This window comes from Pseudomonas sp. MF08875, from assembly GCF_059862525.1.
In genome coordinates this window covers 1-22,129 of sequence record NZ_JCBCUW010000014.1, presented here as the reverse complement: position 1 = coordinate 22,129, position 22,129 = coordinate 1, and the positions used below count along the sequence as shown (strand labels likewise).

Below are 22,129 nucleotides of genomic sequence, written 5' to 3'. Positions count from 1 at the left end.
GTTGGCGCCTGGGGTCAACAGGTTGGCGTTCACGGCTACTCTGCCTGGCGCGGCGCCGGGGCAGGATGGGAGCGTCAATGACCAGAGGATGGAAGCATGCACGCCAATAGCGCAAGCCCCGAGCGCCAGAATGCACAACAACGAGCAGCGCACATACGCGAAGTGGTGCTGGCCAAAGGCATGGAACTGCGCCAACGCTACCCGGTTCTCAACCACCAGGACGCCTTGGGCGCGGCCATCCTGGCCTTTGCCCTGGCCGGGATGATCGGCTCGGCGGCGCTCTACATCACGGGCCACATGGCGTGGTGGGTGTGCCTGCTGCTCAACGCCTTTTTCGCCTCCTTGACCCATGAGCTGGAACACGACCTGATCCACAGCATGTACTTTCGCAAGCAACGCGTGCCCCACAACCTGATGCTGGCGCTGGTCTGGCTGGCGCGCCCGAGCACCATCAACCCGTGGATCCGCCGCCACCTGCACCTCAACCACCACAAGGTGTCGGGCAGCGAGGCCGACATGGAGGAGCGCGCCATCACCAACGGCGAACCCTGGGGCCTGGCACGGCTGCTGATGGTTGGCGACAACATGATGTCCTCGCTGATCCGCATGCTGCGGGCCAAGACCTGGGCGCAAAAGCGCAGCATCTTCATGCGCACGCTCAAGGTCTACGCGCCGCTGGCGCTACTGAACTGGGGCACCTGGTACGTGTTCCTCGGCTTTCACGGCGCCAATGGCGTGGCCGCGTTGCTGGGTGCGCCTATCGAATGGTCGGCGACCACCCTGGCGGTGATGCAGGGGGTGGATATCGCCGTGGTGGTGCTGGTCGGCCCCAACGTGCTGCGCACCTTTTGCCTGCACTTTGTCAGCTCCAACATGCACTACTACGGCGACGTGGAGCGGGGCAACGTGATCCAGCAGACCCAAGTCCTCAACCCCTGGTGGCTGTGGCCGTTGCAGGCGTTCTGCTTCAACTTCGGCAGCAGCCACGGCATTCACCATTTCGTGGTCAAGGAACCCTTCTACATCCGCCAGTTGACGGTGCCCGTGGCCCACAAGGTGATGGCCGAGATGGGCGTGCGTTTCAATGACCTGGGCACGTTCGCACGGGCCAACCGCTTGCAGGCCCCTCCGGTAGCCAGCGGGCTCGCCCGCGCGGGGTTGCGCAGCAACCCTTAGGAAGGCGGACGGCTTTGCCGCCGAGCGCGGGCGAGCCCGCTGACTACAGGGGGGGCATCGCGCAAGCTCAATTGCAGGGCCGCGAGCCATTTCACCAGGTCTTGCGGGTGGTGCCGGGGTGGAGGGGGTGCGCTTGCCATTGGCGGTGCCGTCCGTGGAGGGTGTGGGGTGTGATTCTGAGCAAAAGCCGTAGTTCCTTGGAGGGCCCTGGCAAAAACCAGAGCCCTCCTACGCCCGCCAGAAAAATAGCCGTCAGATTCCATCCCGGCCAATGCCCGGGTCATTCTTTTAGCCCCCGCCCTTTTTAGTGCGGCCAATGCCAGGCCGGTTGATCCAGCGCTTTTTGGCCGACGATTTCGGTCTGGCCGAAGTTTTTTTCCAGCACGATGCAGTTGCACTCAGGGTCCTGCTGTAAGGCCGCGATCAAGCGCCGGGCATGGGATACCACCCACACCTGGCAATGCTGCGAGACGCGGATAATCAGGCGCGCCAGGGCCGGCAGCAGGTCCGGGTGCAGGCTGGTTTCCGGCTCGTTGAGCACCATCAGGCTGGGCGGGCGCGGGGTCAGCAGCGCAGCGATCAGCAGCAGGTAGCGCAAGGTGCCGTCCGACAGCTCGGCGGCGGACAGCGGGCGCAGCAACCCTTGCTGATGGAACTCGATGGCGAAACGCGCCCCCGGCAGCGGGTCGATATTGACCCGCGCACCGGGGAACGCATCGCTGATGGCCGCGTGCAGGGCCTGGGCATCGCCGATCTCGATGATGGTTTGCAGCGCCGCCGCCAGGTCGCGGCCATCGTGGTGCAGCACCGGCGTGCGCGTGCCCAGTTGGGGCTGGCGCACGGGGGCCTCGGCGTCGCTGCGAAAGTGATCGTAAAAACGCCAGCGGCGGATGAACTCACGCATATGCAGCACCTCGGGCGAGGCGCGCAGGCTGCCGACCTGGTCGAACAGGCTGTCGAACTCCGGCGTGTGCTGGGCCAGCACGTCCCAGGCGCGGCCCTCGCGGGCGCGAACCATCGGGCCGTTGCGTTCCACCAACAGGCTGGCGGGGCGGTACACCGGGCCAGACCAGATGGCTTCGTGCTTGATCTGCGGGTCGAGGGCAAACTGCGACCGGCTCGGTGTCGGCAAGCCCAGGGCAATGGCGTAGCCGAAATCCTCTGCGGTGAACCCCAGGTGCAAACGCACCGGGCCGCTGCGCACGCTGGCCTCGATGGGCACCTCGCCGTTGCGCATGCGCCGGCTGACGGACGCCGGCCCGGCCCAAAAGGTCGATTCCAGCCCACCCTCGCGGGCCAGGGCGTTGACCACCCCGCCCTGGGCCGTTTCGGCCAACAGGCGCAAGGCCCGGTACAGGTTGGACTTGCCGCTGCCGTTGGGGCCGGTAATCAGGTTCAACCGCCCCAGGGGGATCACCAGATTGTTGATAGAGCGGTAATTGGCCACCGCGAGGGTTTGGAGCATGGCAAGGTCCTATGGCTGTGTTGCCCTCACCCCTGTGGGAGCGGGCTCTCCCGCGATGAGGCCGGTACATTCACCGCAGGGCGAGGGGCCGATAGACCGCCCTGGCGCGCCAGCCCGCTCTTACAGGGGAAGGGAGATTTCGTGGCCGCTGAACATAGCATGGGCCTGCCGTCATGCAGAGACGGAACCCTGATCTAAGCTCACAGTCGCATAGTCACTTGCTCGCTTGTATCGCCGCCAAGGAGTCTGCATGGCCGGTTGTGTATCTAAAGGATTATTGGCTCTGGTTGTGCTGTTGTCCCTCGCTGCCTGCGGGGACAAGCCGGCCGTCGAGAAGGCGCGGCCGCGGGTGTATGTGCAGGAGGTGCGGCCCACCGACTTTGCCGCGTCCGTGACCCTCACCGGCGATGTGCAGGCGCGGGTGCAGACCGAGTTGTCGTTTCGCGTGGGCGGCAAGATCATCCAGCGCTTCGTGAATGTCAGCGACCGGGTGACGGCCCGGCAAGTGCTGGCGCGCCTGGACCCCAAGGACTTGCAGATCAATGTCGATTCGGCCCGCGCCCAGGTCGCCGCCGAGCAGGCGCGGGTGGCCCAGGCCAGCGCGGCGTTCGTGCGCCAGCAAAAACTCCTGCCCAAGGGCTACACCAGCCAGAGCGAATACGACGCCGCGCAAGCCGCCCTGCGCAGCAGCCAGAGCGCCCTGGTGGCCGCCCAGGCGCAACTGGCCAACGCCCGTGAGCAACTGAGCTACACCGAGCTGGTGGCTGACGCGCCGGGGGTGATTACCGCGCGCCAGGCTGAAGTGGGCCAAGTGGTGCAGGCCACGGTGCCGATTTTCAGCCTGGCCCGCGATGGCGAACGGGACGCGGTGTTCAACGTTTACGAGTCGCTGTTGATGGCGCCGCCGAGCGACCAGACGCTGGTGGTCAGCCTGCTGGACAACCCGGCGGTCAAGACCACCGGCAAAGTGCGCGAAGTCACCCCGGCGGTGTCGGCGCAGACCGGCACCGTGCAGGTCAAGGTCAGCCTCGGCGAGTTGCCGGCGGGCATGGACCTGGGCTCGGTGGTCAGCGTCACGGCCCGGGCGCCGAGCCTGGCCAGCGTCGAACTGCCCTGGTCAGCCCTGACCAAGTACGAAAGCGCACCCGCCGTGTGGTGGGTCGATGACGACGGCAAGGCGCAGTTGCGCCCGGTCACCGTGGCGCGCTACCTCACCGGCAAGGTCATCATCAGCGCGGGGCTTGAGGCAGGGGAAAAAGTCGTCACTGCCGGTGGCCAGTTATTGCACCCGGGCATGCGCGTCGAGATCGCCACGCCCCCCACCTCCCAGGGAGACGCGCCATGAAGCCCATCCCCTGGCTGTTGGCCGCCAGCCTGTCGCTGGCCGCGTGTTCCAAAGAGGCGCCGGCGCCCGAGCCGGTGCGCCCGGTGTTGTGGGTGCAGGTGCAACCCTTGGCCGAAGAAAGCCTGGGGCGTTTCGCCGGCAGCATCCAGGCGCGCTACGAAAGCAACATAGGCTTTCGCGTGCCGGGGCGCATCGCCAGCCGTAATGTCGATGTGGGCAGCGAAGTGGCCGATGGCGCGCTGCTCGCCACCCTCGACCCCACCGACCAACAGAACCAATTGCGTGCCGCCCAGGGCGACCTGGCGCGCATCGAGGCGCAGTGGATCAACGCCCAGGCCAATGCGCGCCGCCAGCAGCAGTTGTTCGACCGTGGTGTGGGCGCCCAGGCCCAACTGGACATCGCCCATACCGACCTGAAAACCACCGCCGCCTCCCTGGCCCAGGCGCGGGCGTCGGTCAACCAGGCCCGCGATCAATTGGCCTACAGCGAACTGCGCGCCGACCACGCGGCCATCGTCACCGCGTGGAATGCCGAGGCCGGGCAAGTGGTCGCGGCGGGCCAGCAAGTGGTCACCCTGGCGCGCCCCGACATCAAGGAAGCGGTGATCGACCTGCCCGATGTGCTCGTCGACCGTTTGCCCGCAGACGTCGTCTTCACCGTCGCCGCCCAGCTGGACCCGAGCATCAACAGCCTGGCCACCGTGCGCGAGATCGAACCCCAGGCGCAAAGCGCCACCCGCACCCGCCGCGCACGCCTGACCCTGGCCCAGGCGCCACAAGGCTTTCGCCTGGGCACGGCCATCAGCGTCACCCTCAGCTCCGCCATTGCACCCCGCATCGAGTTGCCCGCCAGCGCCGTACAAACGCTCGACGGCAAAACCCGGATCTGGGTGATCGACGACGCGACCCAAACCGTCGCCCCCCGTGACGTCAGCCTGCTCAGCCGCGACAGCGCCAGCGTGGTGCTGGCCGGCGGCGTGGTGGCAGGTGAGCGGGTGGTCAGTGCCGGTGTGAACAGCCTCAAGCCGGGGCAAAAAGTCAAAGTCGATAAGGACAGCCCACGATGAAAGGCAGCTTCAACCTCTCCGAATGGGCCCTCAAGCACCAGTCGTTTGTTTGGTATTTGATGTTCGTCGCGTTACTGATGGGGGTGTTCTCCTACCTCAACCTGGGCCGCGAGGAAGACCCGTCCTTCACCATCAAAACCATGGTGATCCAGACCCGCTGGCCCGGTGCGACCCAGGAGGAAACCCTTAAGCAGGTCACCGACCGCATCGAGAAAAAGCTCGAAGAGCTCGATTCCCTCGACTACGTGAAAAGCTACACCCGCCCCGGCGAGTCGACGGTGTTCGTGTTCCTGCGCGACACCACCAGTGCCAAGGACATCCCCGAAATCTGGTACCAGGTGCGCAAGAAGATCGACGACATTCGCGGCGACTTCCCCCGGGGCCTGCAGGGGCCGGGGTTCAACGATGAATTCGGCGATGTGTACGGCTCGGTCTACGCCTTCACCGCCGATGGCCTGTCGATGCGCCAGTTGCGCGACTACGTCGAGCAAGTGCGCGCCGAAATCCGCGAAGTGCCGAACCTGGGCAAGGTAGAGATGATCGGCGAGCAGGACGAAGTGCTCTACCTCAACTTCTCCACGCGCAAACTGGCGGCCCTGGGCATCGACCAGCGCCAAGTGGTGCAAAGCCTGCAAAGCCAGAACGCGGTGACCCCGGCCGGGGTGATCGACGCCGGGCCGGAGCGCATCTCGGTGCGCACCTCGGGGCAGTTCGCCTCGGAAAAAGACCTGGCCAACGTCAACCTGCGGCTCAACGACCGTTTCTATCGCCTGGCCGACATTGCTGAAATCAGCCGCGGCTACGTCGACCCGGCCACGCCCATGTTCCGCTTCAACGGCCAACCGGCCATTGGCCTGGCCATCGCCATGAAAAAGGGCGGCAATATCCAGGATTTCGGCAAGGCCCTGCATGCGCGCATGGACAGCCTCACCGCCGACCTGCCGGTGGGTGTGGGCGTGCACAAAGTTTCGGACCAGGCTGAAGTGGTGGAAGAAGCGGTGGGCGGCTTTACCAGTGCGTTGTTCGAGGCGGTGGTGATCGTGCTGATCGTCAGCTTCATCAGCCTGGGCGTGCGCGCCGGGCTGGTGGTGGCGTGCTCGATCCCGTTGGTGCTGGCCATGGTGTTCGTGTTCATGGAGTACAGCGGCATCACCATGCAGCGCATCTCCCTCGGCGCACTGATTATCGCCCTGGGCCTGTTGGTGGACGACGCGATGATTACCGTGGAAATGATGGTCACGCGCCTGGAAATGGGCGAAACCAAGGAGCAGGCCGCCACCTTCGCCTACACCTCCACGGCGTTTCCCATGCTTACCGGCACCCTGGTGACCGTGGCCGGTTTCGTGCCCATCGGCCTCAACGCCAGCTCCGCCGGGGAATACACCTTCACCCTGTTCGCGGTGATCGCGGTGGCCATGTTGGTGTCCTGGATCGTCGCCGTGCTCTTCGCCCCGGTGCTGGGCGTGCACATCCTCAGCGCCAAGGTTAAAGCCCACAACGCCGAGCCGGGCCGGGTCGGGCGCGCCTTCAACGGCGGGCTGCTGTGGTGCATGCGCAACCGCTGGTGGGCGATCGGCATCACCGTGCTGCTGTTTGTGCTGTCGGTGTTCTGCATGCGTTTTGTGCAGAACCAGTTCTTCCCCTCGTCCGACCGCCCGGAAATCCTGGTGGACCTGAACCTGCCGCAAAACGCCTCGCTGGATGAAACCCGCAAAGCCGTGGACCGCCTCGAAGCGACCCTCAAGGACGACCCCGACGTGCTGCGCTGGAGCACCTACATCGGCGAAGGTGCGATCCGTTTCTACCTGCCCCTGGACCAACAACTGCAAAACCCCTACTACGCCCAACTGGTGATCGTCAGCAAAGGCCTGGAATCGCGCACCGGCCTTACCGCACGCCTGAACCAGCGCCTGCGCGAAGACTTCGTCGGCATCGGTAGCTACGTCCAGGCCCTGGAAATGGGCCCGCCCGTGGGGCGGCCGATCCAGTACCGGGTCAGCGGCAAGGACATCGACCAGGTGCGCAAGCACGCCATCGCCCTGGCCACCGAGTTGGACAAAAACAGCCACATCGGCGAGATCATTTACGACTGGAACGAGCCGGGCAAAGTCCTGCGCATCGACATCGCCCAGGACAAGGCGCGGCAATTGGGGCTGTCCTCCGAAGACGTGGCCAAGCTGATGAACGGCATCGTCAGCGGCGCGCCCGTGACCCAGGTGGACGACGACATCTACCTCATCAACGTGGTCGGGCGCGCCATCGATGCCGAACGCGGCTCGCCGCAAACCCTGCAGAACCTGCAAATTGTCACCCCCAGTGGCATCTCCATCCCGTTGCTGGCCTTCGCCACGGTGCGCTATGAGCTGGAGCAGCCGCTGGTCTGGCGCCGCGATCGCAAGCCGACCATCACCATCAAGGCCGCCGTGCGCGATGAAATCCAACCCACCGACCTGGTGGCGCAACTCAAACCCACCATCGCCCAATTCGCCGCCAGCCTGCCGCCCGGCTACTCGGTGGCCACCGGCGGCACGGTGGAAGAAAGCGCCAAGGCCCAAGGCCCGATCGCCAAAGTCGTGCCGCTGATGCTGTTTTTGATGGCGACCTTCCTGATGATCCAGTTGCACAGCGTGCAGAAGCTGTTCCTGGTGGCCAGCGTTGCGCCACTGGGGCTGATTGGCGTGGTGCTGGCGCTGGTGCCCACGGGCACGCCCATGGGCTTCGTGGCGATCCTCGGCATCCTGGCGCTGATCGGCATCATCATCCGCAACTCGGTGATCCTGGTGACCCAGATCGAGGCCTTCGAGCGCGACGGCTACACGCCGTGGGACGCGGTGATGCAAGCCACCGAGCACCGCCGCCGGCCGATCCTGCTGACGGCGGCAGCGGCCAGCCTGGGCATGATCCCCATCGCCCGGGAGGTGTTCTGGGGGCCGATGGCCTACGCGATGATCGGCGGGATCATCGTCGCCACCCTGCTGACTTTGCTGTTCCTGCCCGCGCTCTATGTGGCCTGGTACAAGATCAAGGAACCGACGCCCCAGGATGCCTAGCTGTCAGGCCCTTCCCGCGCCCGCGCGGGAAGGGCCTTACGCATAAATCGGAAGCCCCGCCAGTGCGCCGCCAAGGCCACCTGGCGTAGCCTCGCCCCCCTTGATTGCAAAGGGGGCTGACCATGTTGCCGCGTTACGTCCTGCTGGCCTGTGCCGTGCTGTTCATGCCTTGGGCACAGGCCCGTATCGAGCTGCAGAACCCGTTGTGGCGCATCGAACTGGAGCCTGCGACCCTGGCGATCCGCGTGACCCCCCGCGACGGCGACGCGGTGCAAGCCTCCGCCGGGGGCCAGGCACGGCGCGTCGGGGCATTGTCGAGCAGCGCCGAGGGCGCCGACTGGCAATGGGACGATGGCGCCTTCACCGTCAATGCCCGCCTCCAGCAACGGGAACTGCTGCTGAGCATCAGCGCCCGCGAGGCCGGCAGCCTGACCTTCCTGGAGCAACCGGGCAGCGCCATGGGCCGGGGCCTGCTCTGGCCGCTGACCGAGGGCCGCTATGTGCCACGTGGCGACCGGCGCTGGCAGGCGTACCTGCTCGACTACGGCGCGATCAACACCACCCAGGACCTGAGCCTGCCGCTGTGGGGCAGCGACCACGGCAACTTCAGCCTGCATTGGCTGCTGACCAACCCATTCAACAATCGCCTGCATTTTTGCGCCGAGGGCGAGGCCCTGGGCCTGAGCGCCAGCCACGAATTCACCGCCCTCAAACCCGATGAACCCTTGACCCTGCGCCTGTACCTGGGCGACGCCGACCCATTGGCCGGGGCCAAGCGCTATCGCCAGTGGCTGATGGAAACCGGGCGCTACGAAAGCCTGGGCAGCAAACTGCTCGCCAGCCCCCAGGCCCGGCAATTGCTGGGCGCCAGCCATATCTACCTGTGGGGCAACGACCTGCTGGGCGCCGAGGATGTGCGTGATTGGGGGCAGTTGTTGCAGGCCCTGGCCTCGGGCCCGCAGGGTTCGCTGGCCGCTCAATTGCGCGAGCGCCTCGACGCTGAGGCGGCGCAGGTTCTCGCCAGCGCCAGCCTGCCCCTCACGCCTTACCAGCGCGACGCTTTGCTGGGCGGCGTGAACCGCGCCCTCAATCAGCAGGCGCGGCAGCTGTGGCGTGCCACCGACGAGCCTGACCTTTCAGCCCTCGGCCGCGCCTACGGGCAGGTGCGCGCGCGGGTGGCCGGGGAGTTTGCCGTTTTTCTGGCCCCCGACCCGCAGGGCTGGGGCGCGGGGTTGTCGCTGCGCACCCTGGAACAGCTCAAGAGTACCGGCCTGCCACGCTTGTGGCTGGGCCTGGGCGACGGCTGGGAAGGGGGTCTGTGGCACCCAGAAACCGTGCGGGCCATGGTCGCGGCTGGCTATTTGGTGGCGCCCTACGATTCCTACCAGACCGCCCTGGCCACTGCTGAAAACCCGGACTGGGTCACCGCCCACCTCGGCACCCAGGCCAACCGCGACTGCGCCATTGTGCTGCGCGACGGCCAGCCCAAGCGCGGCTTCCAGCAAGCGGGGCACTACACCGACCCGCGTTGCGTGCGGCCCCTGCTGCAAGCGCGGACCCGCGCCGTGCAGGAGCGTGTGGGGTTCAACAGTTGGTTTCTCGACGCCTACGCTACCGGCATGCTGTTCGACAGCTACCGCCGCGATGCGCCCATGACCCAGGCGCAGCAGGCCCAAGGCAATATCGCCGCCGCCCGTTGGGTGGGCGAAACCCTGCAATTGCCGGTGGGTTCCGAGGACGGCAATGCCGTCACCGCCCAGGGCATTCTGTTCGCCCATGGCATGCAGACCCCGGTGATCGGCTGGGGCGATGCAGACTTCAAGGACAAGCAATCGCCCTATTACCTGGGCAACTGGTATCCGCCGCAGCAACCCAGCGTGTTTTTTCGCCCCGCGCCCCTCAAGGAACCCTACCGCAGCCTGCACTTCGCCCCGGCCACGCGGCTGCCGCTGTACCAAGCGGTGTTCCATGGCTCGGTCATCACCAGCCACCACTGGCTGTTCGATAACCTCAAGTTGAGCAACGTGCGGGTGGAAAACGAACTCACCCAACTGCTCTACAACGTGCCGCCGCTGTACCACCTCAGCGCCGCCACCCTCAAACAGCGCCTGGCGCTGATCCAGCGCCACGACCGCTTCTTCCGCCCGCTGCACCAACGCCTGGCCACCCAGGTGCTCACGGATTTCCGCTGGCTCAGCGCCGACCGCCAGGTGCAACAAACCACCTTCGCCGACGGCACCCGGCTAGTGGCCAACTTCACCCGCCAACGGCGCAAAGTCGACGGCCGCGACCTTCCCGGCCATAGCATCACCGCCTTCGTCGCGGACGGGCGGGTGATGGTCTACCGCGCCGACTGAGCGGCGTGCGCCGTCACCCCGCCGGCGCCATCGCGGGTGGGCCCGCTCCCACACATGGGCGGGCCAGGCGCGGGAAATGTCTGCTCTGGGGCGCTCTAGCCCTTGCGCCACACACTCGCCAACCAAGGCTGTTGCTCGCGGGGTAGGCCGGCGGGGCGGTAGTAGTGCTCCAGCTCGATGAACCCTGCGTCGGTCAGCAGCAAGCGCCAGTTTTCCAGGTCGTGGTAGGCGCCGTAGCGCGGGCCGTTCCAGCCTTCCTGGTTGTCGCCCCGGGGGTTGGAGCAAAACAGCACGCCGCCCGGTTTCAGGCAGGCCTGCAATTGGCGCAACACCCGCGGCAGTTCCTGGCTGGGGATGTGGAACAGCACGGCATTGGCGAAGATCCCATCAAAGTGCCCGGGCGGCAGTTGCAGGCTGAGGAAGTCTTGCTGCCACACCTCGCAGCCGCTGTCTTCGCGGGCCATTTGCGCGAAGCGCTCGCAACCGTCCAGGCCCACCGCCACATGGCCCAGGCCAGTGAACGTCTGCAAATCGCGCCCCGGGCCGCAGCCAAAATCCAGCAGGGTGAACGGCGCCACCCCGTGGATATGGCGCAACAGCGCATCGATGTTCTGGCTCACATCGTGGTCGCGGGTGCCGTGGCGGAACTCCTCGGCGACCTGCTGGTAATGGCCCAGGGTGGTGGCAGTGATGTGCTGGAGATCGTCGGCGGTCTGTTTCATGGCGGCTGCGCAGAAGGTGAGAGGCCTCGACTATAAGCGCTTTTGCCGCGCCGGGTGCGCCAGCCTACCTGTAACTTCTGACAGTATCAGGCTGCAAAAAAACCTCGCATGCTATGGCCTGCCTGCTGAGTGGAGCCGCGACCATGCCCAACCATGACACCGCCACCCCGACGCTGAGGGGCATCGACCCCCGCGGCCTACCGGTTCGCCACGTGGCTTATTGCCGGGAAACCGCAGCCCAGGCCAGCGAACCGCGCATCACCCGGCAAGTGTTCGATGCAGCGTGGCGCCAGGTGGCCGCGTGGGATCCGCGTTTGTGGGGCCATGCGCAACGGCCCAACCTCACGACGCGCTACAGCCTCTCGGCGCAGGTGCTGCTGACAGACAGCGTGGATGGCGGCTGGCAGTTGCATCTGTTGAGCGTCGCCCAAGCGCCCCTGTCGAGTTGGGACGCTCGCGGCACTGGCCACCACACCCAGTTCGATCCACAGCTGCGCCCCATCGCCATGACCGAACAACTGGCCGGCCAGGCGCCCCGGGTGGTGGAGCGCTGGGGCTACGGCGCGGTGAACGCCGGCCATAACCAATGCGCACGCTTGGGGCGCCACGACCACCGCGCTGGCACCCGGCAGCTCGTCGAATACAACCTGGCCGGCCAACCGCTGCTGGACCATAACCGCTTTCTCGACAGCCTGGCGCTGCCCGATTGGCCGGTCAGCGTAGCCGCCCGCGACGCCTTGCTGGAGGCGGGAACGTTCGCCAACCAACAGGCCTACACCGCCTGCGGTGAACTGCGCGAGCAGACCGACGCCATGGGCAACCTCCGGCGATTTACCCACGGCCGCGGCGGGCAAGTGAGCGCGGCGTGGCTCACCCTGGCGGGCGCCGGGCAAACGCCGACGCGGCTGGTGAGCGCTATCGACTACAACGCCACAGGCCAGCCCGAGCGGGAAACCGCTGGCAACGGTGTGCAGCTATCCGCCGAGTACGCCGCCGAGGACGGGCGCCTGCACCGCTTGCGGGCTACGGCGACGGGCGGCAAGACCGTGCAGGATTTGCGCTATGGCTACGACCCGGTGGGTAACATCCTGAGCATCGAGGATGCGTCCCAGCCCACCCGTTTTGCCCGCAACCGGCGCATCGAACCGCTCAATCGCTACCACTACGACAGCCTCTACCAAGTGGTTCAAGCCACGGGCCGCGAAGTCGCCCAGCCTAGCCATGGGCCGCAATTGCCCCCATGGCAGTCGCCTGCCGTTGATCCCAATCAGCTACGCCCCTACACCCAGACCTTCACCTACGACGCCGCCGGCAACCTGCGCACGCGCCAACACAGCGCCAGCGCCACCTTCCAGATGTTCACCGCCGCCGACAGCAACCGCAGCAGCGCCCGCGAAGAAGACCTGGCCGGGGGCTTTGACGCCAACGGCAACCAATTGGAGTTGCAGCGCGGGCAACTGATGAGCTGGGACGGGCAGAACCAGTTGAGCTGCGTCACCCAGGTGCAACGCGAGGACGGCCCCGACGACAGCGAACAGTACCTCTACCAACAGCCCGGCCAACGGCTGCGCAAGGTACGCCTGAGCCAAACCCGCAGCCGCACCCTGCGCAGCGAAGTGCGCTACCTGCCGGGGCTGGAGGTGCACCGCGACAGTGCCAGTGGCGAAGAACGCCATGTGCTCAGGGTCGAGGCCGGGCGCAGCCAAGTGTGCGTGCTGCACTGGGCCCAGGCGTTACCCGGCGGCACCCGCAACGACCAGGTTCGCTACACCCTGGGCGACCATTTAGGCTCCTGCACCCTGGAGCTGGACGAGCAAGGCGCGTTATTGAGCCAGGAAGGTTATTACCCCTTCGGCGGTACGGCGTGGTGGGCCGGGCCGAGTGCAATTGAAGCCAACTACAAGAGCTTTCGTTATTCGGGCAAAGAGCGCGATGCGACAGGGCTTTATTACTATGGCTATCGCTATTACGCGCCTTGGTTACAGCGGTGGGTGAGTGCGGATCCGGGTGGGGATATCGGCGGTATTAACTGGTTCTGTTTTGTAAGTAATAATCCAGTGCGCTTTCGCGATTTTCACGGGCTGGTTAAATACAAGGGGAAATATGATGGGTCGGAAATTCAATTAAAGATGAGTGGTGGGAGTTTTGTTGCGCGGGGTTATTCGGAAATTAAAAAACATGATGAGGTCGCCGCACGAAATCTCGACGAGGGCCTTGAGTACGCAAAAGTTGCAGCAGGTGCAGCGTTGAACGTTTTGTCTATGGAGAAAATTCCAAGGAAGTACCGCGAGGTTATTAGTCGTGTTTATGGCAAGTTAGCAGAGCCGAAAGTGTTCATGGAACGACTGCGGTCTGAAGTTCAGATCATGGTTGACGCTCTTGACTTCAGAGCCCAGGAGCAAGGCAAGGAGCAACTCGTTTGGGTGAAAATGAAGGATGGAACCAATGCCTTTACTTATCGCAAAGACCCGCATGAACGAATTTTCATGACTGAGGCTGCCTTGAAGACATCTCCAAAGTACACAGGCATGGTGCTGGTCCATGAGTTGAGCCATATAAAACTTGGGAAATCAGACAGTATTTACTACCCGTCCGGCCACACGCTGAATCCTGCGGACCCAAGTCAGCAGGCACTTGAGGCTGATAGGGTTTCCATGGGGCATAAAGATAATGTGTTGTCCCAATACATAGAGAAGAATTTTTCCAAAGAAGATCGGGTGAAATTGTTTGGAGCGAGCCGAGCGGAAGATATAGAGAAAGCGCTTAAAGATACGCCTGGGTTGCGCACGAACACACTGTTTAATAACGCCGATTCATTTAGCTTGCTGGTATTTTCTTTAGGGCATGAGGCGGTTTGGAAAAAACAGTTGGCAGGGGCGTGACGCCTTGATCGCGCAATCGTGCCGTCACGATTGCGCTTGGCTACTGTCTCAACGCTTATTCAACCCCCGCGCCAGGCGATCCCCGCCCAGTTGGATCGCCGCCACCAGCAGTACCAGCAGCACGATCACGGTGAGCATGATCTGGCTGTCGAAGCGCTGGTAGCCGTAGCGGTAGGCGATGTCGCCCAGCCCGCCGGCCCCGATGGCGCCGGCCATGGCCGAGGAGTTAATCATGGTCACCAGGGTGATGGTGAAGCCGCCGACGATGCCGGGTAGGGCTTCGGGCAGCAGCACGTGCCAGACGATATGCCAGCGCCGGCAGCCCATGGCCTGGGCCGCTTCGATCAGGCCGTGGTCCACCTCGCGCAGGCTGACTTCGGCGATGCGTGCGAAGAACGGCGTGGCGGCGATGGTCAGCGGCACCACGGCGGCCCACACGCCGTAGGTGGTGCCGACGATCAGGCGGGTGAAGGGGATCAGCGCCACCATCAGGATCAGGAACGGGATGGAGCGGAACAGGTTGACGAACGCTCCCAGCACCCGGTTCAGCGCGGGCGCCTGGAAGATCCCGCCGGGGCTGCTGGTGACCAGGATCACTGCCAGTGGAATACCCGCCAGCAAGGCGATCAGCGACGACACGCCGACCATCAAAAAGGTGTCGATAAAACCTTGTAGCAACCGATCAAACCACATAACCCAGTACCTCCGTGCGGGGCGCCCACTGGCGGGCGCGTTGGCGCAGTTCTGCGGCGCCCAGGGACGAGCCGCTGACCGCCAGCAGCAGTTGGCCCAGGGCGTGGCCCTGGATACGTTCGACGCCGCCCTGCAACAGGCGCACCCGCCCGCCGAGGGCGCTGAACAACGCCGCCAGGTCGGGTTCGTCGCTGGCGCCGGTGAACTGCAAACGCAGCACCACGGCCGCGTCCGAGGATGGCGGCGCCGTGTGCAGGCGGGTTTGCAGCTCGGCCGCCAAGGCATGTTGCAGCGGCGCCAGCAGGGTTTGGCTGACCTCGTGTTGCGGGTCGCCGAACACTTCCCACACCGGCCCTTGCTCGACGATGCGGCCGTGTTCGAGCACCACCACGCGGTCGCAAACCTCGCGGATCACCGCCATCTCGTGGGTAATCAGCACGATGGTCAGGCCCAGGCGCTGGTTGATCTGGCGCAGCAGGCCGAGGATCGACTGGGTGGTTTCCGGGTCCAGGGCCGAGGTCGCTTCGTCGCACAGGAGAATCTCGGGGTCGTGGACCAGCGCGCGGGCGATGCCCACCCGTTGCTTTTGCCCGCCGGACAACTGCGCCGGGTAGGCCTGGTGTTTGTCGTGCAGGCCCACCAGCTCCAGCAACTCGCGCACCTTGTGCTGGCGCTGGGCCTTGGCCACGCCTGCGACTTTGAGCGCCAGCTCGACGTTCTGCCACACGGTCTTGGCCGACATCAGGTTGAAGTGCTGGAAGATCATGCCGATGCGCCGGCGCAGGGCCACGAGTTGGTCTTCGTTGAACTCGCCGATGTCCACCTGGTCGATCAGCACCCGGCCGCTGCTGGGTTGTTCCAGGCGATTGATGGTGCGGATCAGCGACGACTTGCCCGCGCCGCTGCGGCCGATGATGCCGAACACTTCGCCGCGCTGGATCGCCAGGTCGATACCGTGCAGGGCCGCCACCGGGCCGTGCTGGCCGGGGTAAGTCTTGCCCAGGCCGACAAAGCGCACATGGGCGTGGTTGAGTTGCGGGTGCAGCTCGCTGGGGCTGGCGGTGTGGGGCGTGGCCGGGGCCGTGCGCCGCAGGGCGGTGGTGGCGCCCATGGTCAGCCTTCCCAGCCGGCTTGGTAGAGCGTGCCGTGGGCTTTATCCAGGGCGGCGCGCACTGCCGGCGAGTGCTGGTAGATGTCGACGAACTTAATCAGGCGCGGGTCGTCTTTTTTCTCGGGCTGGATGACGAACTGGATCACGTATTCCTTGTGGTCGAGGCCGTCGAACAGCAGGGCGGAGCCGGCATCGAAGGTGTTCGCCAGGCGGATATAGGCCGGGTAGCCCTGCACCAGGTCGGCGTCGTCATAGGCGCGCACCAGTTGTACCGCTTCGACTTGCAGGAGCTTGATGCCCTTGGGGTTGGCGATGATGTCGTCTTCGGTGGCCTTGTAGCCCACGCCCGGTTTGAGGCTGATAAGCCCGGCCTTGGCCAGCAATTGCAGGCCGCGGCCGCTGTTGATCGGGTCGTTGGCGATGGCCACGCTGGCGCCCTGGGGCAGTTCGGCGAAGCTTTTGTACTTTTTCGAGTACAGGCCAACGTTGTTGATGATCCCGGGCTTGAACGGCACCAGGTCGAAACCGGCGGCGGCTTTGGCGTTTTCCAGAAAGGGGATGTGCTGGAAGTAGTTCACGTCGATATCCCCCGCCGCGAGGCTGACGTTGGGCGCGATCCAGTCGCTGAACTCCACCAGTTCGACCTTCAGGCCCTGCTTGCCGGCCTCTTGCACGGCGGCCTCCAGGGGGATGGCGAACGCCGCGGTGGTGCCGACCTTGAGCGGCGCCTCGGCGGCGAAAACGGTCGAACTCAAGAGCCCGAAGGCGAGGGCCAGTGCTTTGACTGGGTGGCTGAGGCGTTGGTTATTCATGGTCGGTTTCCAGTCAATAAAGGTGGGTGGTATCTGGCATCCATCTCCCTGTGGGAGGGGGTGTTCACTGGCATAAAAAATCAGTGGCGGTACTGGGCGCCGGTGTGCCGCTGGGGCAGGCGCGGGTGTTCGTGGAACAGTTTTTCCCGCAGGGTGCCGCTGTCGTAGGCGGTTTTGTACGAGCCGCGCCGTTGCAGTTCGGGGATCACCAGGTCGATGAAATCGACATAGCTTTGCGGGGTGACGATGCGGGTCAGGTTGAAGCCGTCCAGGCCGGTTTCGCCGATCCAGGATTCCAGTTCATCGGCCACTTGCTCGGCGCTGCCCACCAGGGTGATGTAGCGCCCGCCCAAGGCGTGCTGGTCGAGCAATTTGCGCCGGGTCCAGTCGTTGTTTTGCAGGATCTTGGTCGCCGATTGGATGGCGTTGCCCTTGACGTGCTGGATCGGTTCGTCCAGTGCGTATTGGGCAAAGTCGATGCCGGTGGAGCTGGAAAAATGCGCCACCCCCGCCTCGGCGCTGGCGTAGTGGCGGTACTCGGCCTGCTTGGCCAGGGCCTCTTGTTCGGTGGCGCCGACAATCACGTTCAGGCCCATGAACACCTTGATGTCGTTCGGGTTACGCCCGGCCGCGACGGCGCTGGCGCGTACCTTGTCCACCTGGGCCCGGGTCGCGGCCTTGTTCTGGCCGCTGATGAACACGCATTCGGCGTGCTGCCCGGCGAACTGCAAACCGCGCTCGGAACTGCCGGCCTGGAACAGCACCGGTGTGCGCTGCGGCGACGGCTCGCAGAGGTGATAGCCCTCGACCTGGTAGAACTCGCCGTGGTGCTCAACCTTGTGCACCTTGTCCGGGCGGGCGTAGATGCGCTGCACCGGATCGTTGATGACCGCGTCGTCCTCCCAACTGCCTTCCCAGAGTTTGTAGAGCACTTGCAGGTACTCGTCGGCCTGGTCGTAGCGCCGGTCATGTTCGACCTGCTCGCTCAGGCCCATGGCTTTGGCGGCGCTGTCGAGGTAGCCGGTGACGATGTTCCAGCCCACCCGGCCACGGCTCAGGTGGTCGAGGCTGGACATGCGCCGGGCGAACAGATACGGCGGCTCATAGGTGAGGTTGGCGGTCAGGCCGAACCCCAGGTGGCGGGTTACGGCGGCCATGGCCGAGACCAGCAGCAACGGGTCGTTGACCGGCAACTGGATGGCCTCCTTGAGGGGCACGGCCACCGAGTGCTGGTAGACGTCGTACACCCCGACGATGTCGGCGAGGAACAAACCATCGAACAGGCCGCGCTCCAGCAATTGGGCCAGTTCGGTCCAATACTCGAGTGTGTTGTAGTGGGTCGAGGTGTCTTGCGGGTGGGTCCACAAGCCGTGGTTGATGTGCCCGATGCAGTTCATGTTGAAGGCATTGAGGAGGATTTTTTTCTTCGCGCCCTGGCTCATCAGATCGTCCCCCGCAGTGGCGGGTTTGCGTCGTTGAGGTAGTAGTTGCCCACGGCGTGGTACTTCCAGCGCACCGGGTCATGCAGGGTATGCACGCGGGCGTTGCGCCAGTGGCGGTCCAGGCCATGTTCGGCCAGGGTGGCTTGGCTGCCGGCCAGCTCGAACAAGGTGCTGCCCGCCGCCAGGGACACTTCGGTGCTGATGGCCCGGGCCTCGGCGACGGCGATGGACGCGGCGGCCACGGTTTGCGTGTCGGCTTGGGCGTGGGCGCGGTCGAGGAATTCCCCGGCGCGCTCCAGCAGGGCTTCGGCGGCGTGCAGGCGGGCGCTGAGGTGGCCGAAGCTTTTCAGGGTCAGGGGGTCGTCGCTGGCCTTGTCGCTGAGGGCGTCGATCCACGGCCGGGTCTTGGTGCGCACAAAATGCAGGGCATCTTCAAACGCGGCGCGGGCGATGCCGGTGTCGATGGCGGCGTGCAGAAGCTGCGCCAGTGGGCCCACCGGCGTGGGGCGCTCGAAGGCGCTCTGGAACGGGATCACGTCCTCGGCGGCGACGTAGACGTTGTCGAACACCACCGAACCGCTGCCGGTGGTGCGCTGGCCGAAGCCGCTCCAGTCGTCGATGACGGTGAGCCCGCGGCTGTCAGCGGGGACGAAGGCCAATTGCTGCACGCCGTGTTCGTCCACCACCGAGGTGGGGATGCGCTGGGCATAGATCGCCCCGGTGGCGTAGAACTTACGGCCGTTGATGCGATAACCGGCGCCGTCGCGGCGCAGTTGGGTGGTGCGTTCGTGGGCGTTCTTGGTGCCCAGTTCGGCCAAGGCATTGCCAAAGCGCCGCCCGGCCAGCACTTCGGCGTAGAGGCGTTGTTGCTGGGCGGGGGTGCCGTTCACCCGCAGCACTTCGAGGGCGTAGAAGTGGTTCTGCGGGATCTGCCCCAGGGAGCCATCGGCCTGGGCGATCAGCGCGATGACCTTGGCCAGGGTGACGTGGGACACGTCTGCGCCGCCGTAAGCCTTGGGCACCGTGATGCCCCACAGCCCGGAGCGGGAAAACACTTCCAGCTCGGCGTGGGGCAAGCGGCGCTCGCGGTCGCGCAGGGCGCTGTCGCGTTTGAAGTCTTCGGCCAGGTCGCTGGCGACGATCAGGGCTTGCTCGTCGCTGGTAATCACCGCGACGTGGGGGGAATAGGTCATGTGTTTCTCCAGAGATCTGGTCAAAAGTCTGCGGGGCGTCAGATCCAGGAATGCCTGGCCGGCACGCTGCCATTGAGGCGATAGGCGCCGATGGCGTGGTACTTCCAGCGCACCGGGTCGTGCAGGGTGTGCACCCGGGCGTTGCGCCAGTGGCGGTCGAGGTTGAATTCGGCGAGGGTGGCGCGGCTGCCCGACAGCTCGAAGAGCTTTTCACTGGCCAGTAGCGCCAGTTCGGTGGTCAGCACCTTGGCTTCGGCCACCGCGATGGACGCGCGGGCGGCCGACGCGACGGTTACCGGCGCCGCGTTGACTTCGTCTAGCACCTGGCCGGCCTTGCGCAGCAGCGCCTCGGCGGCGTGCAATTCGATTTTCAGTTTGCCGATGTCGGCAATCACGTAGAGGTCGTCGCTGGCGCGCTCGACGTTGGCGTCGATCCATGGCCGCGCCTTTTCCCGCACGAAGCGGATGCTGTCGTCGATGGCTTCGCGGGCGATGCCCAGGTCGATGGCGGCTTGGATCAATTGCGAGACCGCGCCCTGGGTCGTGGGGGTTTCGCTCAGGCGCCAGTTATCGATGACCAACTCGGCATCCACCGGCACGTTGTTGAGCAGCACGGTGCCGCTGGCGGTGGTGCGCTGGCCAAAGCCTGACCAGTCATCGACGATACGCAGCCCCGGCGTGCCCCGGCGTACGAACGCCATGACCTGCTTGCCGTCATCGTTGAGCGCCTTGACCGCCACCCAATGGGCGAAGAGGGCGCCGGTGGAGTAGAACTTCTGGCCGTTGAGCAGCAGGCTATCGCCCTGGGCGGTGAGGCGGGCCTTGAGGGTCAGGGTGTTTTGGGTGCCGCGTTCGGGGCCCGCGTTGCCGATGCGCCAGCCGTCGAGGATGCTTTTGAACAGCTGTTTTTTCTGCGCCTCGGTGGCGCTGTCGATCAGCACGTGGAGGATGCCGAAGTGGTTCTGCGGGATCTGCCCCAGCGCCGGGTCGGCCGCCGAGATAATCGCGAACACCTCGGCCACGGTCGCGAACGACACCTGCGGGCCGCCGTACTGGCGCGGCACCGAGATGCTGCCCAGGCCGCTGCGGGTGAACTGTTCGATTTCCGACCACGGCAAGCGCCGCTGCTGGTCGCGCCGGGCAGCGTGTTGGCGTGCGGTTTGCGCCAGCTCGCGGGCCGCCAGCAGGGCTTGGGCGTCGTTGCGCAGCACTTGGGCGGGCAGCAGCAGCGGGGCGATGTCCAGGTCGCTGGACAGGGGTGCATCGGCCAGTGTGGACATCAGCGCCGCTCCTTGGCTGCACGCAATGCCCTGGCGTTATGCACTGGGGAAATTGTGTTCCGGACCATACCTACCTCACATCTCATGGAACGCCGCCGATGGGCGGCGAAAACGAAAACAAGAATGTCCGGTGGTCCGGTGCATATACCCTAAGCGCGTATAAATAATTAATAAACTAACTTTTAGGAATATGCATAGAAGGTCAGAACGAGGCTTCGGGGCAAGGCAGGCCCGCCCCTGTAGCCATTGGCGGCTACAGGGGCGAGGGTCAGCCGCGCCGGGTTTCGGCAGCTTGCAGCGCGGGCCTGGCGGGGATCTGGTAGGGGGTGGCACAGCCGATGCGCAGCTTGCGCGGCGGCGCCCAGCGTGAGTTGTTGCCGGCGCGGTCGAGGATGCAATAGGTGATTTCCAACTGGTTGTCTTCGCCGGCCTCCAGGATCACGGCCGGCGGCACCCAGATGTTGATCGGCTTGCCCACCTCGTCGGCGCGCACCTTGGGCAGGTCCAGGCGCACGTCGCCCCAGCGCAGGGTGATTTCATCCTCGGCGGCCATGTTCAGGTACGGCGCGATGGTCAGTGGCACGCCGCGTTTGACCTGGTTGGCGTTCACCCCCTGGCGGCGAATGGCGCCAGGGATGGCCAAGGGTTCCAGGCTCTGATTCTCGTCGCCGCACAGGGGCGATGGCTGGCCCCCGGGGCAGTCGAGCTTGACCTGCACCCGCCGCGCCGCCGAGAGCAGCGGGCCGTGGCCCACGTGCATGAGGCGGTAGTGGACGCACGATGTGCCGTTGCGGATAAAGCTTTCGGGGACCCGCAGGCTGATGGTTTGGCCGATGTCGGCGGCTGCCAGCACGGTGGAGGTGACATAGCAGTCGTCCCAGAACAGCTCGATCAGGTCACCCTCATCCATGCCAGGGTAGGGCGCGATATCGATGAGCAGGTGGGCGGCGTTGGTCGCATTGACGTTGTGCTTGTGGGAACAGGACAGGCTGGGAGCAGCCAGCTCGGGTTGGGGGGCGGTACGGGTCATGGTGTTCTCCTTGAAACAGTGCAGCGAAGTCCGTTTCTGAACGGCCCTGGATGTTGAAAAGGAACATCCGTGGGGCGTCATAAGTTGCGCGTTCAATATGGGTGCGGTTGGAGTTTAAGTTGTTGTGGGGTGATCGGTATTAAACAGATAAGTGCTTACTTGTTACAGTGTCAAGGGTGCGCGGGAGTTAACTTGTAAATAGAGATTTGTTCAGAAAACTCCTACTTGGAATTGGCATTAAGCGCTGGCCCTTGGCGAACTTTATGCCGATATAGCCGCGTTGAAATGGAGGTTGTAAGCGCTGCTGTAGACGGGGATAAGGGCGTGTTGTTACAAGCGCTGGGTGAATTTAATGTTGCTCGATATAGATATGTAGTGCCTGAATTCAACACATAAGTGCAACGCTCACCCCTGTATGCACTTCGTACGGCGTCTTCCAGCCCAAGCGCTTGCGCGGGCGTAGATTGATCCTCGCTACTGTCCGATTGACGGCTTCGACGGTCA

Annotated in this window: 15 protein-coding genes and 1 pseudogene; 6 read left to right on the top strand and 10 right to left on the bottom strand. The window is 64.9% G+C overall.

From position 1 onward, the window contains the following. Positions 1-96: 96 nt before the first annotated feature. Positions 97-1,176: a fatty acid desaturase gene (locus AC19YT_RS10280; RefSeq protein ID WP_500610189.1), complete on the top strand. Its 1,080-nt coding sequence runs from the start codon at positions 97-99 to the stop codon at positions 1,174-1,176. A 304-nt stretch (positions 1,177-1,480) separates the two neighbouring features. Here the strand turns inward: AC19YT_RS10280 and AC19YT_RS10275 are convergent, their stop codons facing one another. After that, entirely contained in the window at positions 1,481-2,641 is a 1,161-nt protein-coding gene (locus AC19YT_RS10275; protein ID WP_500610188.1) for an AAA family ATPase, read from the bottom strand. A gap of 250 nt (positions 2,642-2,891) precedes the next feature. On the opposite strand from AC19YT_RS10275, the gene AC19YT_RS10270 reads away from it, so the two are divergent. The 4 genes from AC19YT_RS10270 to AC19YT_RS10255 all read left to right on the top strand — a co-directional run bounded on the left by AC19YT_RS10270 (position 2,892) and on the right by AC19YT_RS10255 (position 10,460). Continuing rightward, entirely contained in the window at positions 2,892-3,986 is a 1,095-nt protein-coding gene (locus tag AC19YT_RS10270; protein ID WP_095109197.1) for an efflux RND transporter periplasmic adaptor subunit, read from the top strand. Continuing rightward, positions 3,983-5,053 (top strand): efflux RND transporter periplasmic adaptor subunit, encoded by a 1,071-nt coding sequence (locus tag AC19YT_RS10265; protein ID WP_500610187.1) that lies wholly within the window; start codon positions 3,983-3,985, stop codon positions 5,051-5,053. The genes AC19YT_RS10270 and AC19YT_RS10265 overlap by 4 nt, the downstream gene beginning before the upstream one ends. Beyond that, entirely contained in the window at positions 5,050-8,103 is a 3,054-nt protein-coding gene (locus AC19YT_RS10260) for an efflux RND transporter permease subunit (protein WP_500610186.1), read from the top strand. The genes AC19YT_RS10265 and AC19YT_RS10260 overlap by 4 nt, the downstream gene beginning before the upstream one ends. 122 nt (positions 8,104-8,225) lie before the next feature. Continuing rightward, positions 8,226-10,460 carry a glycoside hydrolase gene (locus tag AC19YT_RS10255; RefSeq protein WP_500610185.1) on the top strand — a complete coding sequence of 745 codons (2,235 nt, stop codon included), beginning with the start codon at positions 8,226-8,228 and terminating at the stop codon, positions 10,458-10,460. Positions 10,461-10,555: 95 nt separating this feature from the next. Here AC19YT_RS10255 and AC19YT_RS10250 read toward each other — a convergent pair whose 3' ends face one another. Beyond that, positions 10,556-11,182, bottom strand: coding sequence for a class I SAM-dependent methyltransferase (locus AC19YT_RS10250; protein WP_500599890.1), 627 nt, complete (start codon positions 11,180-11,182; stop codon positions 10,556-10,558). Between the two features lie 143 nt (positions 11,183-11,325). On the opposite strand from AC19YT_RS10250, the gene AC19YT_RS10245 reads away from it, so the two are divergent. Next, a complete protein-coding gene (locus AC19YT_RS10245; RefSeq protein WP_500610184.1) occupies positions 11,326-14,064 on the top strand; it encodes an RHS repeat domain-containing protein in 2,739 nt (912 codons plus the stop codon). 48 nt (positions 14,065-14,112) lie between these two features. On the opposite strand, the gene AC19YT_RS10240 is transcribed toward AC19YT_RS10245, so the two are convergent. From AC19YT_RS10240 to AC19YT_RS10205, 8 genes and pseudogenes are all read right to left on the bottom strand, one after another. Further along, entirely contained in the window at positions 14,113-14,757 is a 645-nt protein-coding gene (locus AC19YT_RS10240) for a methionine ABC transporter permease (RefSeq protein WP_095109191.1), read from the bottom strand. Further along, a complete protein-coding gene (locus tag AC19YT_RS10235; protein ID WP_500610183.1) occupies positions 14,747-15,868 on the bottom strand; it encodes a methionine ABC transporter ATP-binding protein in 1,122 nt (373 codons plus the stop codon). Before AC19YT_RS10235 ends, AC19YT_RS10240 begins: the two co-directional genes overlap by 11 nt. Positions 15,869-15,870: 2 nt before the next feature. Then, on the bottom strand, positions 15,871-16,680 hold the full coding sequence (locus AC19YT_RS10230) for a MetQ/NlpA family ABC transporter substrate-binding protein (protein WP_095109189.1): 810 nt from the start codon (positions 16,678-16,680) through the stop codon (positions 15,871-15,873). An 80-nt stretch (positions 16,681-16,760) separates the two neighbouring features. After that, on the bottom strand, positions 16,761-18,122 hold the full coding sequence (locus AC19YT_RS10225; protein WP_500610182.1) for an LLM class flavin-dependent oxidoreductase: 1,362 nt from the start codon (positions 18,120-18,122) through the stop codon (positions 16,761-16,763). Continuing rightward, complete coding sequence (locus tag AC19YT_RS10220) at positions 18,122-19,315, bottom strand: SfnB family sulfur acquisition oxidoreductase (protein WP_500610181.1); 1,194 nt, start codon at positions 19,313-19,315, stop codon at positions 18,122-18,124. Before AC19YT_RS10220 ends, AC19YT_RS10225 begins: the two co-directional genes overlap by 1 nt. A 38-nt stretch (positions 19,316-19,353) precedes the next feature. Further along, the gene (locus tag AC19YT_RS10215; RefSeq protein WP_095109186.1) at positions 19,354-20,595 is read right to left on the bottom strand and encodes an SfnB family sulfur acquisition oxidoreductase; all 1,242 of its coding nucleotides are present in this window, start codon (positions 20,593-20,595) and stop codon (positions 19,354-19,356) included. A 268-nt stretch (positions 20,596-20,863) separates the two neighbouring features. After that, positions 20,864-21,625, bottom strand: coding sequence for a hypothetical protein (locus AC19YT_RS10210; RefSeq protein WP_095109185.1), 762 nt, complete (start codon positions 21,623-21,625; stop codon positions 20,864-20,866). Between the two features lie 385 nt (positions 21,626-22,010). Continuing rightward, positions 22,011-22,129: pseudogene (locus AC19YT_RS10205) on the bottom strand (IS30 family transposase); the annotation flags it as partial.